This window comes from Planococcus kocurii (assembly GCF_001465835.2).
Classification (GTDB): Bacteria; Bacillota; Bacilli; order Bacillales_A; family Planococcaceae; genus Planococcus; species Planococcus kocurii.
Window position 1 is genome coordinate 658187 of sequence record NZ_CP013661.2, and the last position, 14699, is coordinate 672885.

The following is a 14699-nucleotide window of genomic DNA, read 5'->3' on the forward strand; positions in this document are numbered from 1 at the left end:
ACCGGTTGAACCATCTTAACCACACATTGTTTCCATTCCCATCAACCCCTTTAAAACTTTAAAAAGTGCATTTCTGTAAACTGAAAGTACAGGTCAAAGCAGCTCTTAAAGTGGCATCGATAACGCAAAATCACAATAGAAAGTGTGTTCTTCTATAAAGGAAAATTAATCATTCCCAAGAATTCACCTCTGGAACCTTGAAAAAGTAAACCGAGTTCGGAATTGTGAGGCGCGATTCAAAAAAACAGACAGAGAAAAAGATACTTTTTCTCTGTCTGTTTTATTTTAAACACTTATGGGACACTCCCTTTTTTATAATTGCATATAAATTCTGCTAAACTAGAGATAAAGAGGTGACAACATGAACAAAACGATTGGAATTCTTGCGCATGTCGATGCCGGTAAGACTACTTTTTCAGAACAACTGTTATATCATACGAAAAGTATTCGGCAGCGCGGGCGAGTCGACCACCAAAATGCTTTTCTCGATAGCCACACCATTGAAAAAACCCGAGGCATAACAATTTTTGCTGATCAGGCAACCTTTACACTAAATGATTCTACTTATTTTCTTATTGACACACCTGGTCATGTTGATTTTTCTCCAGAAATGGAGCGTTCGATTCAAGTAATGGATTACGCCGTTATTATCATTAGTGCAGTTGATGGCATTGAAGGGCATACTGAAACCGTTTGGCAGCTTCTTCAAAAACATAAGATTCCGGTCTTTTTCTTCGTTAATAAAACAGATCGCGAAGGAGCAGATGCCGTTCAAGTTTTAGCAGACATTCGTTTGAATTTTTCCGAAGATGTCTGTGACCTAACAAATAACTTTCACAATGGTGAGTTGAGCGAAAGTCTCATTGAATTTATTGCTGAACGAGACGAAGAATTGCTGATGCAGTATGTCGAGACTGGTTTTGATAAAAAAACCTGGATAGAGGCTTTTCAGCGGTTGATTGCAGCTAACCAGATTTTCCCTTGTGCTAGTGGCTCTGCTTTACAAGATATCGGCATCTTAGATTTCCTGCTCCAACTTGATCAATTAACGACTAGTGCTTATTCAGAAGATCAAGCATTTGGTGCACGAATTTATAAAATTCGGCACGATGACAATGGCAATCGAATCTGTTTTTTAAAAGCGTTTAGCGGGACTTTACAGGTTCGTGATAAACTCGTTTATGGTCCTAATCAGCTTGAAGAAAAAGTGACGCAAATCCGCAATTATAATGGCAACAAATTTAAACTGGTTGAACAAGCAAGGGCAGGCGAACTTTTTGCGATAGCGGGATTGACAGAGGCTATGGTCGGTGATGTCATTGGGAATTATGCTACTGACAACCAATCTGAAGTAGTGCCAACATTGAAATCAATTGTCCTTTTTGATGCGTCTCTCCCTGCAAAAGAAGTACTATCAAGTTTCCAAATTCTCGGTGCTGAAGACCCTTCTTTGTCGGTTTTTTGGAACGAGTATTTCCAGCATATCCAAATTCAAGTAATGGGCATTATTCAATTAGAAGTTCTCGAACAAGTAGTTCTAGAACGGTTTGGCCACCACGTCCAGTTTGGGGAACCTGAAATTCTCTATAAAGAAACGATTAGCATACCCGTGATGGGCTATGGCCATTTTGAACCTCTTCGCCATTACGCTGAAGTTCATTTGAAGCTAGAGCCGGGTGAGCGTGGCAGCGGCTTACAGGTAGACAACGTCTGCCATGCTCACGCTTTATCTGTCGGAAATCAGAACCTCATCTTGCATCACCTTAACGAGCGCGACCATCATGGCTTACTAACTGGTTCTCCTTTGACCGATGTTAAAGCAACGCTTGTAACTGGACGCGGTCACAACGAGCACACCTCTGGCGGTGATTTCCGGGAAGCAACTTTTCGAGCGCTTCGTCAAGGACTTGAACAAGCACAAAACCGTCTACTTGAACCCATGTACCGTTTTAAAATCAAAGTAAGTTTAGAGCAAATGGGAAAAGTATTATCGGATGTTCAGCAAGCACATGGTAGTTTTAATACTCCTGAAACCATTGGTAGCAAAACGATCATCGAAGGTCGTGTACCCGTAGCGACATTTATGAAATACAGCACAGAATTTGCTGCACTTACCCACGGCAAAGGCGCACTCAGTTTACTATTTGATGGTTATGACTTCTGCCATAATGAAGAACAAGTAATCAACCGGATTGGCTATGAAAAAAACACTGATCCTCTTTATACATCCACTTCTATTTTTTGCGCAAAAGGCAAAGGTTATAAAGTTTCTTGGGACGAAGCAGAAAAAGCGATGCATTGTTTGTGAAACCTATCTGCATGAAGGAGGAATGGGCTATGTACGAACAAAAAACAAAAGAAACCGATGCCGACGTTATTGAATTTATCGAATCTGTCGATCATCCAAAAAAACGTCAAGATGCTTATAAGTTACTGGAACTATTTGAAAAGGCGAGCGGTCACTCCGCAAAAATGTGGGGCCCCAGTATTATTGGCTTTGGCTCTTACCATTATGTTTATAAAACCGGACACGAAGGCGATGCGCCACTTGTCGGTTTTTCTCCACGCAAAGCGAAGATTAGTTTGTATTTTGCAACTGGTGATGAAAATCGCGGTCCTCTACTCGAGAAATTCGGCAAGCATACAAGTGGAAAAGCCTGTATTTATATTAATAAAACCGAAGACATCGACCTTGATGTCCTTCAGCAATTGATCCAACAATCCATCAGCTTTCTTCAAAGTTTGTATCCACCTCTAAAATAACAATGTAGTTTCGTCACCTAAAATCGTTAAAAAGCCGGCACAGGAAATCTGTGCCGGCTTTTTGTTTTATCTATTATTTAGTCGATTGTTAAATAGCGTAGCAAGACAGAACCTGTTTTGGTTTCTCCATAGACTAATAACGGAGCTGCAGCTGGTTCAGTTCCTTGCTTTGAAAAACGTATCGATTTTTGCATGAATTGTCCTTGTTCGTGCGTAGAATCGATATCCGATAATAAGACATCTATTTTGCCCAAGTTTGACGAAACTTCACCTTTTAACGGCAAATGAGCTGGAATGTAAATTTCTACATTGCCTGCCAAGGTTTTCGTTTCAAGTTTGCGAGCTTCTTTGCATCTTGTTGTAGCGACAATATTGCCGTTTAATGATTTAGTAACGATTGTTTGAATATCGCCATCAATATAAATGCGGCCATTTAATGTCTCTGCTTCCACTACTTTCCCTTTTGCTTCCTGAACATGAATAGCACCATTAGCCGTTTCTAGTTCAGCATCATCAAACTCTACATTTTTCAAATCCACTTTACCATTTGCTGTTTTCACTTTTATCAATGCAGCATTCATGCGTTTCATTGTGAATCCACCATTGAACAAGCGAGCTGTAATATGTTGATAGGAAGCTTCTGGAACATACAGGATCACATTTACTTGCGTTGTTTTCAAATCACTGATGACGCGTAACTTTTGATCGTCGGCAATAAAAACAAACTTATCAAGAAAATCTTCTTTCGCTTGTGTTGCTGACTCTGAACGATATGCTTTAACGTTGCATTCTGCACGTAGCAAGCCGTCTTGAGATGGGAAAATTTCCAGCTGACCATTTGCGATATCCGCAACGATGGTGTTCAAGTCTGTCATATTTTCTGTAAATGTATGAGTAAACTGAACTGCTTCACCGAATGGCGAGTCAAATTCCATCGTTTTTAACTTGCCAACAGACGACTGCATAAAGTCCATCATTCGTGTACCCAAATCATTAAAGTCTCGTGACACATTTTTGGAAACGTTTTTGGAAACGTTCTTTGAAAAATCTTTGGATACTTTTTTAACAATATCTTCTGGTCTAAAAAATCCACGTTTGCTAGGTTTGTCTCTTTGGTTGCTACGGCCATAATTTGACTCGTTCGACGATGAACTACTACCATCAATTGCCCGCAGCAACTCAACTGCTTCACGTGCTGAAATCGTACCATTCTCAACCATATCCAAAATGCGTTCTTTTTCACTTTGCATGTATTGCGGCCTCCTCTTTGTCTGAATGCCGATAAGTAAATCCTTACCCTTACAAACAGATGGTTCTTCTATGTTGATACGTTTACTAGCAGAAAAAGTTTCATTTAACTGTTTTTTTCTTGCGACTTGCACCTTTGACGACAGCATCCATACGTGCCCGGTCGCGCTCCAGTACTGGTTTCAAGTACTTTCCGGTATAAGAATTTTCAACAGCGGCGATTTCCTCGGGAGTACCTGTAGCTAAGATCATGCCGCCTTTATCTCCACCTTCGGGACCTAAATCGATAATATAATCCGCAGTCTTAATGACATCTAAATTATGTTCAATAGTCAGTACTGTATCGCCATTTTCTACAAGCCGCTGCAGAACGACCAATAACCGAGAAATATCATCTGCATGCAGACCTGTAGTCGGTTCGTCCAGAATGTAAAAGGACTTACCATTTGAACGTTTGTGAAGCTCAGATGCTAACTTAACGCGCTGCGCTTCTCCGCCGGATAAGGTAGTCGCAGGTTGGCCAAGCTTAATATACCCCAACCCTACATCGACAATCGTCTTTAGCTTGCGATTGATCTTTGGAATGTTTTCAAAAAATGCGTAGCCATCTTCCACTGTCATCGCAAGAACATCCGCAATGCTTTTGTTTTTATACTTCACTTCCAATGTTTCCCGGTTGTAACGTTTACCATGGCAAATTTCGCACGGCACATAGACATCCGGTAGGAAATGCATTTCTATTTTTATAATACCATCTCCACGGCAAGCTTCACAGCGACCGCCCTTGACGTTGAAACTAAACCGGCCTTTTTTGTAGCCACGAACTTTTGCTTCGTTCGTTGTGGCGTAAACATCACGGATATCATCGAAAACACCTGTGTAGGTTGCTGGGTTTGAACGTGGCGTCCGACCAATTGGGGACTGGTCAATATCGATAACTTTTTCCAATTCTTCAGTTCCTTCAATTAGATCAAAATGTCCTGGTTTGGCTTTCGCACGATTCAATCTATGAGCCAATGTTTTGTACAGAATTTCGTTAATGAGCGTACTTTTACCTGATCCTGAAACCCCAGTCACTGCTGTAAATAAACCGAGTGGAATATCGACATCTACTTTTTTCAAGTTGTTTTGATTCGCACCGCGGATTGAGATTTTCCGGTCGCTTGGTACTCTTCGCTCAGCAGGCACGGGAATAAATTTCTTGCCGCTTAAGTATTGACCCGTTAATGATTTTTTATTTTTCATTACTTTTTCAGGTGTTCCTGCAGCAATAATTTCTCCACCATGCGCTCCTGCTCCCGGTCCAACATCAATCAAATAATCAGCAGCTAACATCGTATCTTCGTCGTGCTCTACGACAATTAAGGTATTGCCAATATCTCGCATACTTTTCAAAGTCTCAATCAATCGATCATTATCTCGTTGATGAAGACCTATGGATGGTTCATCGAGTATATAAAGTACACCGGTAAGTCTTGATCCGATTTGAGTTGCTAGGCGGATTCGCTGCGCCTCTCCTCCGGATAAAGTTCCCGATGCACGACTTAACGTTAAGTAATCCAGTCCAACATTGATCAAAAAACCAATGCGTTCTTGAATTTCCCGTAAAATCAGTTTGGCAATTTGCATATCTTTTTCTGACAATACGAGCTGATCGAAAAACTGATTGGCTTCGACAATCGAAAATTCAGCGACGGTTCCGATATGAAGACCATTTACTTTCACTGACAGCGATTCAGGCTTTAGACGATAGCCTTCACAAACTGTGCAACTTTGCTGACCCATGTATTTTTCCATTTGGTCACGGATATAATCTGAAGATGTCTCACGATAACGACGGTCCACATTGGAAAGGACACCTTCAAAATTAATGTGATTGTCTCGAATTTGACCATAGTCATTTTCATAACGGAAACGAATTTTATCGTTTCCAGAACCGCGTAAAATAATGTTAATATGCTCTTCTGGCAATTCACTTACTGGAATGTCCATATCAATTTTATAATGCTGACAAACCGCTTTTAGAAGTTGCGGATAATATTGCGAACTGGTTGGTTGCCAAGGAACAATTGCTCCTTTGTTCAACGTGGCAGTCCAATCTGGAATGACCAATTCAGGATCAACTTCTAGCTTTATCCCTAAACCGTCGCATTCTGGACATGCACCAAAAGGTGAGTTAAACGAAAACATTCTCGGTTCAAGCTCACCAATAGAAAATCCACAAATCGGGCAGGCATGATGCTCACTAAACAGCAATTCTTCTTGCTCCATCACATCTACTAAAACACGGCCTTCTGCTAGCCGAAGGGCTGATTCTAAAGAATCACTTAGACGTGGCGCAATGCCCTCTTTAATGATGATGCGATCAATAACAACTTCAATGTTGTGCTTTTTATTTTTATCTAGTGCAATGTCGTCATCGAGATCAATTAGTTCCCCGTCCACGCGCACCCGGACATACCCTTGCTTTTTAATGTCCTCAAGTAACTTGACGTGAGTTCCTTTTCGACCAGAAACAATTGGAGCTAAAATTTGCATTTTGGTACGTTCCGGGTATTCCACGATGCGATCTACCATTTGTTCAATGGTTTGAGAAGAAATTTCTATACCATGATTTGGACAAATCGGCTTACCAATCCGTGCATACATGAGCCGCATGTAATCATAGATTTCCGTAACTGTCGCTACTGTAGAACGCGGATTTTTACTCGTGGTCTTTTGATCAATCGAAATAGCCGGTGACAATCCTTCAATTAAATCAACGTCAGGCTTATCCATTTGTCCTAAAAACTGGCGTGCATAAGCAGACAACGATTCAACATATCGCCGCTGTCCTTCCGCATAAATCGTATCAAATGCAAGCGAAGATTTACCGGATCCTGACAGTCCAGTCATAACCACAAGCTTGTCACGTGGAATCACCACATCAATGTTTTTTAGATTATTTGCACGCGCGCCTTGTATCCGTATTTCCTGATTTCTCAACTTGCATCATCCTTCCGCTTTCAATTCAAGAACTGTATCACGCAGTTCTGCGGCACGTTCGAAATCGAGTGCTTTTGCCGCCTCTTTCATTTCTGTCTCTAGCAAACTGATCAGCTTTACGCGCTCTTCTTTTTTGAGTTTTTTGCCTGATACTGCTTTAGAGATGTATTCCTCTGACTCTTCTGCTGCATTAGTCGCACGAATGACGTCACGGATTTTCTTCTGTATCGTAATCGGCGTTACGCCATGTTCTTCATTGTATTCAGCTTGAATGGTCCGACGTCGCGTCGTCTCATCCATCGCTCTTTGCATGGAATCTGTTATTCTGTCTGCATACATAATGACACAACCATTTGAATTTCTAGCTGCCCGGCCCATCGTTTGAATCAATGCCCGTTCAGAACGCAAGAACCCTTCTTTATCAGCATCTAAAATGGTGACTAGTGAAACTTCTGGAATATCCAATCCTTCACGTAGCAAGTTAATGCCCACCAATACATCGTAAACGCCCATCCGCAACTCTCGAATAATTTCAATACGTTCAAGTGTTTTAATCTCCGAGTGCAAATAATTCACTTTGATACCGGCATCTTTTAGGTAAGCTGTTAAATCTTCCGACATTTTCTTCGTCAACGTCGTTACTAGTACACGCTCATTGACTTCCGCACGTTTGCGGATTTCATCCATCAAGTCATCTATTTGGCCTTCAATTGGACGAATCTCAATTGTTGGATCTAATAGACCTGTCGGACGAATGATTTGTTCAACCATTTCTGGGGTATGTTCCAATTCGTAAGGACCTGGTGTTGCGGATACAAAGACCGCTTGGCTAATATGCTTTTCAAATTCATCAAAAGTTAACGGTCGATTATCCATAGCAGAAGGCAAGCGGAAACCATGATCAACTAGCACTTTTTTACGTGCTTGGTCACCATTGAACATGCCTCTTACTTGCGGTAAGGTTACGTGACTTTCATCCACTACTAGTAGAAAATCTTCTGGAAAATAATCAATTAACGTATACGGTTGAGCCCCCGCAGGACGCAGAGTTAAATGACGGGAGTAGTTTTCAATACCCGAACAAAAACCCATCTCTCGCATCATTTCCAAATCGTAGCGCGTTCGTTGCTCAAGTCTTTGCGCTTCCAGTAATTTGTCTTCTGCACGCATTTCTTTTAAACGTTCCTCTAATTCTATTTCAATATTTTCAATTGCTTTAACCATCTTATCTTCGCGTGTAACAAAGTGAGATGCTGGAAAAATTGCTACATGGTCACGTTCACCGATAATTTCACCTGTTAACGCATCGACTTCGCGAATTCGATCAATTTCATCGCCAAAAAATTCAACGCGTAAACATCTTTCGTCACGGGATGCTGGGAAAATCTCCACTACGTCTCCACGAACACGGAATGTTCCACGAATAAAATTAATATCATTGCGCTCATATTGAACGTCAACTAACTTTCTCAATAGCTGATTGCGTTCAATTTCCATTCCTTTTCGAAGGGAAACCACGAGTTCTCTGTACTCTTTTGGCGAACCAAGACCATAGATGCATGAAACAGACGCAATAACGATAACATCATCCCGTTCAAATAACGAACTCGTGGCAGAATGGCGTAATTTATCAATTTCATCATTTATACTTGCATCCTTTTCGATAAATGTATCTGATTGAGGCACATAAGCTTCTGGCTGATAATAGTCATAATAACTAACAAAATACTCAACTGCATTATCGGGAAAAAATTCCTTGAATTCGCTATAAAGCTGGCCTGCCAATGTTTTATTGTGGGCCATAACTAATGTTGGTTTTTTAACTTGCTGGATGACGTTTGACATCGTGTAGGTTTTCCCTGTACCAGTAGCACCTAATAAGGTCTGGCAGCGTTTGCCACTAATGATGCCTTGTGTCAGTTCAGCAATAGCCTGAGGCTGATCGCCAGCGGGTTCGTAAGGGGCTTGAAGATTAAATTCCTGTTTCATAGCAAGGCGTCCTCCCATTCTTTCAATACTTCTACTTTAACATATGCCCTAAAAAACCCCTAACAAAAAGCGAACGTATGTTTTTTATGTGAAGATACTCAAAAAATAACCGAATTTGCTTTTTATTAGACATAAAAAAAAGAGGAATTAGATTAGCTCTAAATCCCCTTTTTTACGGCCATTCTTAGGCAGCTATTTATTCAGTTTCTTCGTAATTTAAAGTTTGCAATTGTGCAGTATATCTGGTGAACGCTTTTTGATCATGATTGTCCAAGGCTTCATCGATGAGTGTCATCAGCTGTTCTTCTTGCTGGGAGCGGTGAACATGCTTTAAGAACAAATCCAAGTAAATATCATTCAGCAGCTTTTCCGCTTCCGTAATTTTTTTTGTTTGAGCCATTGCCTTCATGAAATCAGCATAAGAATAATAGTTTTCCATTCTACTTCACCCCGAATGCTTTTCATTAGTATACATGACACGAATAGAATAAATCAATATTTATTTGAAAATTATGATTAAATAGAAAAAATTTTATTTTCAATCTAATGCATATTGCAGAATTTCCATTTTTTATTATAATAAGGTATGTAAAGTAAATTTAGGGGGTTTTTCTTCATGAGTAAAAAGAATCATCGGCCGTCATCATATACTATTTGTACGAACACCTATGCTCTTTTGCCTTATCCAGATGGTCATCGAACGTGGACGCGTGTCATTGAAAATCGCAGCGAGCTTGTCGTTGAAGAAGCTGTTTACAAAACAGTTACAACATCTTGTCGGTTTTATCGCGCTTCTTTAGAAAGTGCTACACTCTACGCTCAAAAAGCAGTTGGCGTAAAGCATAAGCCCCCGGTTATTATTGGCGAGTATTATGGCAATCCGCTCATTTTCTTTCCGACTCACTCTCCAAAAAACAAAGAATGTGTGTGGTTTAATTACGATGCAATCGATTTGATAGAAAGTGACAGCAGCGGAAAAGGCAGCATTGTTTATTTAAGCAATAGTGAAACCGTTTGTTTGGATGTATCGCCTATCGCTTTGCGAAACCAGCATTCGTTTGCTGGTTCTCTCCGCCGCTATTTTAAAAAGGCGCAGCGTGTCCATAACCAACCGATGGCTTACGTAACAAAACGAACATTTCTGTCCCGCAAACAGCAGCCACTCGATTAGTTTTGAGGCTGTGAAAATTCTGCTGGAAAAGAGTCTCTTCTATAATCATGTACAACTTTCTTGATTTATCGAGTATGATTGCGTAAGGAGCTCTGCTTCCCTCGCTTTTTACTACACAAGCTTTATTGCTCCACCCACTAGCTCCAGAAATACTCATGTTACCACCAGTCCTTATTTATACCAAAAAGAGTTGCCGACCCAAGTCACAATGTCTGACTTGGGTCGGCAACTCTTTTTTCGTAGAATCTAGACTCTGGCTTAGCTCTTCGGGATGTAAGTCACCCTGTTGTGCGGCAAAGAACGCCGCTTGGAGCGCGTTTTTGCTTTTCTTATTTAATCGATCGGTAAGCCCACAGCGATCCTACAAAAAATACGGATGAGACCCACATGTACGGTTCGTTCCAAAACCAGACTGACACTGAAATTCCAACGAAAGAAATGATGGTGAAAATTCCAGCAAACATTCTTGATTGCAGATCACGACGGTATTCACGCTCTCGGCCATCTCGATTTTCAATGTAACGGCGGAGACGTTCAGGCTCTTCCAGGTAATTAATGACTTTTTGCGGAAAGATTCGCAGTGGCCCCGTTGCATTCAATACCCAGCGTAGAATATCTTCTTTTCCGAAGATTCCTTTGCCTTCCTTCTGCGAAGCTGCCCACTCCAATATTCGAGGACGGGCAAGTGCTAATAAATCTACTTTTGGATCTAATACGTGCAAGACGCCAACAAAAATAGAAACAGCACGACCAAAAAAAGCAAATTCTGCCGGCAATTGAACCGGTTGAGTTCGAACGATTTCTTGCATATCAGTAAGAATCCGCTCAACAACAAAACTATCCATCTGTGACAGTTCGTTCGATTCATAAGCTGCGACTAGCCGTGAAATGGCATCTCCTAAAATGGCGCGATCCGCCTGCGGCAATAAGAAACGCAAATCTTCTAGTGCATCTAATACTTGATCATAATTTTTAAAAATAATTCCTTCTGCTGCACGTAACACTGCTTGAGAATCTTTTGGTGTTATATTGCCAATCATCCCAAAATCAATTAAGACAATGCCACCATCCGGTTCTAACAAGATGTTTCCTCCATGAGGGTCTGCGTGAAATTGTCCGCCGTATAAAACTTGTTCTAAAAACAAAATAAACAAGCGCTCTGAAATTTCATGACGATCTAACTCATTCTTTTCAATAAATGCTAAATCTGTAATACGTGCTCCTTCAATCCATTCCATAACTAATACACGACGTGTCGTGTATTCATCGAAATACAACGGAATGCGAACGCCTTCCATTGCGTCAAACCGATCGGCAAAAGCACGACCATTTTGAAGCTCTCCCAAGAAGTTCAACTCTGCGCCAATGGTTTCAGTCATTTCTATATACAATAAGTTAAAATCAATTTGTTTTGTGAACGGCGTAAATTTTTCAGCCAACCAAATGACTATGCGAATGGCCTTAAAGTCTGCGCGTAAAATACGATCTGTTCCCGGCCGCTGAACTTTCACAGCAACCTCTACACCATTTTTCAATACCGCTTTATACACTTCACCAATAGAAGCTGAAGCGACAGCCGAATCAGATAAGTTATCTAAATAATCGGTGTGAACGGTGTTCCACTCTTGCTCTAACACCGAAACGATGCTATTTCTTGAAACAGATGGCACACGATCTGTTAATCCTTCTAGTTCCGCAAGAAATGAGGGCGGCATAATATCTGCTCGTGTCGACAGGAACTGACCTAACTTAATCATTAGCCCACCTAGTTTTAAGGCGAGATTTTTGTATTCTTTTGCTTGTTTGGTGATCATTTCATTCCATCTTTTTTCAACTAGTGGAGTCCATTTTCCACGATTTCGCTTTTGGAAAAACGTCACTTGCAAAAAGATTTTAACTGCTAGCCAAACAATCCGGAAGATACGGATAAACGTAATTTTATTCATAAATGCAGTCCCTCCCATATTTTTCATTATAGAGTCTGATGGCGAAATAGTCCAAAAAGTGATATGTTTTTAATGGATGGAATGATACAAGGGGGATGGAAATGGACACAATTCATTATGAACAGCGAAACAATTTAGCTTTTATTACCTTAAATCGGCCCGATTCAATGAATGCCTTTAACTATGACATGCTTCTTGAACTTGGACAGGTCGTAGAAGCAATCCGCATCAACCCAGATATCCGTGTAGTGGTATTTACCGGCGCTGGAGAAAAGGCTTTTAGTGTGGGCGCAGATTTGAAAGAACGTAAAAACTTAACGGAACAGCATGTTAAACGCAATATCTTTAAAATTGGTGAAGTGTTCTCGACAATTGAGAATTTGCCGCAACCTACCATCGCGATGATGAATGGTTTTGCCTTTGGAGGCGGAATGGAATTGGCACTTGCCTGCGATTTCCGCATTGCTGCAGACGATACATTGCTTGGTCTGACTGAAACCAGTCTCGGCATTATTCCAGGAGCTGGGGGGACGCAACGTTTGCCTCGCTTAATTGGAGAAGCCAAAGCACTAGAACTGATTTTGACTGCTCGTCGTCTAAAATCAACTGAAGCACTGGCATATGGATTAGTAACACGTGTAGCAGCACGTGATGAGCTTGCCGACGTGACAGCGGCTTTTGCTGATGCGATTCTTGCCAATGGTCCAATTGCTCTTCAACAGGCAAAATTCGCCATCAAGAATGGCATGAATACGGATTTACAAACAGGCCTGCACATCGAACGCAAGGCCTATGAAATCACTATCCCCACAGAAGATCGAGTTGAAGCGCTAACTGCTTTTGGCGAAAAAAGAAAACCCATATTTAAAGGTAGATAAAAAACGGAGCGGCTAAAAATAGCTGCTCCGTTTTTTGATTTTCACACGTTATCTGCTAGCCAATTCACAATTTTTTCTAAACGAGCAATCCGGTGGTTTGGAGTGTCTGTACGTGATAAATCTGGAAAATGAACGAATGTTGTTGCGATATTCATGCTTTTCAACTTCAGAGTTACTTGTTCTGCGACTTCTTCACCCAGCACAGCTATGCGACTAACATCAATCCAGTCAGCCGATTCCACAGTATCCGTGATCGCGCTCAGAAGGTCTTTATAAGTAAAGTCCCGGCTTGCAGCCGCAAATTCCTGGCTATATCCTTGACTACCGCTTGGATTGACGTAGAAAATGCCGAAACCGCTCGCTGCATAAAGTTGCATTTCCAGAGAAAAGGTGTTGGCAAACATCTCATGAGGGGTGTCATGAACTTTAATGATTAAGGGATAGTTCTGACCTTCCTCAAAACTAGCAGGTTTTATTAGCCAGCCATGAACCACATCAATCGAACCTGTTGTAAAGGTAGTTTGTGCTTGGACCAACTCAGTATCTTCCATAAACTTTTGGTTAAACGAGGTCAACGCCTGATATTCACCGGTCGTAATCGTCAAACGATGGAGCTCTCCCGGTTGAATCGGATTGCTACTGGCTAAAACTGCATAGACGCCGTCTCGTGAAACATCGTAATCATACACATGTTCCATGTCAGGTGAAGCTGGGAAAATCATTCCATCAAGCGACGCAAAGTACAAGCGCACATCCCCCATCGTCGATACTTGGAAATACAAATGATCGTCTTTTGTCCAGACAACGGCAGGTGCAACTGCCTTCTTGTAATCACTAATTGCGTAATCACCAATAGGTGCATCCATCCCTTCCGTCAAACAAAAGCGAGTATTTGTTAGTAAGTCTGCGATATAAAGTTCAGTATGGGTTACATCTCCGTAATAACGCATGCTACCGGTATAAGCGATTTTTGAATCGTCATGTGAAAAAGCGGCATCATTAAAATACCCTTGCCCTTCTGTCAGCATGGTTTGTTGCGCTGTTTTAGTATCGTACAAATAGAGAGGCTGATGAGGATTTTTTTGTAGATTGCCGGTCAAGCCAAAGACTATTTTTTCACCGTCATGCGAAACGGCTTTTAAATGATGATTGAAATTTCCTTGTGTCACAAATTCCACACTTTTCGATTCATGATCTACTAAGCCAATTTGACTGTAGCTTTGTGACTGCGTATCTTCTTTTTTCACTGCGGCATTAATCCAAATTTTTGTTCCGCAAGGTGCCCATTCGAATCGATCTACCCCATTCTCAAAACGGGTCAACCTGTTCATTTTTCCATCAGCGATTGATAATACAAACAATTGCTTTTCTTTTCCTCGATCGAATAAAAAAGCGACAGCTGTTCCATCAGTTGACCACCGCGGGGAAAGGACTCTTCCTGCGCCATTTGTCCACTGACTTTGTTGCCCCGTTTTTAAGTCGATATGATACAGATGCGTTGTGTACGTATTTTCCTTTTCGTCTATTTGCGTACGGACGAAAACTACTCTTTTTCCATCCGGTGAAATTTGAGGATCTGTCACTGAAATCAATTTCGTTAAATCGCTACTTTCTACTACTTTTTTCACCACTTTGTATACTCCTTTACGCGTTTATTGCTCACCAATGAAAACCACCAGTTTTACCAATCAAAGTCTACCACAAACGACGATGCAGAAA

At 41.1% G+C, this 14699-nt stretch carries 10 protein-coding genes; 4 read left to right on the forward strand and 6 right to left on the reverse strand.

What is annotated here, in order from left to right; genetic code table 11:
- Positions 1–361: 361 nt before the first annotated feature.
- Together AUO94_RS03410 and AUO94_RS03415 are read left to right on the forward strand one after the other, a co-directional pair.
- Entirely contained in the window at positions 362–2308 is a 1947-nt protein-coding gene (locus AUO94_RS03410) for an elongation factor G (protein ID WP_058385922.1), read from the forward strand.
- 29 nt (positions 2309–2337) lie between these two features.
- The gene (locus tag AUO94_RS03415) at positions 2338–2763 is read left to right on the forward strand and encodes a DUF1801 domain-containing protein (RefSeq protein ID WP_058385923.1); all 426 of its coding nucleotides are present in this window, start codon (positions 2338–2340) and stop codon (positions 2761–2763) included.
- Positions 2764–2840: 77 nt separating this feature from the next.
- Here AUO94_RS03415 and AUO94_RS03420 read toward each other — a convergent pair whose 3' ends face one another.
- From AUO94_RS03420 to AUO94_RS03435, 4 genes are all read right to left on the reverse strand, one after another.
- Positions 2841–4013 carry a DUF4097 family beta strand repeat-containing protein gene (locus AUO94_RS03420; RefSeq protein WP_058385924.1) on the reverse strand — a complete coding sequence of 391 codons (1173 nt, stop codon included), beginning with the start codon at positions 4011–4013 and terminating at the stop codon, positions 2841–2843.
- A 100-nt stretch (positions 4014–4113) separates the two neighbouring features.
- Positions 4114–6996 (reverse strand): excinuclease ABC subunit UvrA, encoded by a 2883-nt coding sequence (uvrA, locus tag AUO94_RS03425; RefSeq protein WP_058385925.1) that lies wholly within the window; start codon positions 6994–6996, stop codon positions 4114–4116.
- A 6-nt stretch (positions 6997–7002) separates the two neighbouring features.
- Positions 7003–8985, reverse strand: coding sequence for an excinuclease ABC subunit UvrB (uvrB, locus tag AUO94_RS03430; RefSeq protein ID WP_058385926.1), 1983 nt, complete (start codon positions 8983–8985; stop codon positions 7003–7005).
- Positions 8986–9181: 196 nt separating this feature from the next.
- Positions 9182–9424 (reverse strand): IDEAL domain-containing protein, encoded by a 243-nt coding sequence (locus AUO94_RS03435; protein WP_058385927.1) that lies wholly within the window; start codon positions 9422–9424, stop codon positions 9182–9184.
- Between the two features lie 177 nt (positions 9425–9601).
- On the opposite strand from AUO94_RS03435, the gene AUO94_RS03440 reads away from it, so the two are divergent.
- Positions 9602–10156, forward strand: coding sequence for a competence protein ComK (locus tag AUO94_RS03440; protein ID WP_058385928.1), 555 nt, complete (start codon positions 9602–9604; stop codon positions 10154–10156).
- Between the two features lie 329 nt (positions 10157–10485).
- On the opposite strand, the gene AUO94_RS03445 is transcribed toward AUO94_RS03440, so the two are convergent.
- Positions 10486–12102 (reverse strand): ABC1 kinase family protein, encoded by a 1617-nt coding sequence (locus tag AUO94_RS03445; protein ID WP_058385929.1) that lies wholly within the window; start codon positions 12100–12102, stop codon positions 10486–10488.
- A 101-nt stretch (positions 12103–12203) separates the two neighbouring features.
- Between AUO94_RS03445 and AUO94_RS03450 the strand changes: the two genes are divergently transcribed.
- Complete coding sequence (locus tag AUO94_RS03450) at positions 12204–12980, forward strand: enoyl-CoA hydratase-related protein (RefSeq protein WP_058385930.1); 777 nt, start codon at positions 12204–12206, stop codon at positions 12978–12980.
- A gap of 41 nt (positions 12981–13021) precedes the next feature.
- Here the strand turns inward: AUO94_RS03450 and AUO94_RS03455 are convergent, their stop codons facing one another.
- Positions 13022–14611, reverse strand: coding sequence for a S9 family peptidase (locus tag AUO94_RS03455; protein ID WP_058385931.1), 1590 nt, complete (start codon positions 14609–14611; stop codon positions 13022–13024).
- Between the last annotated feature and the right edge of the window lie 88 nt (positions 14612–14699).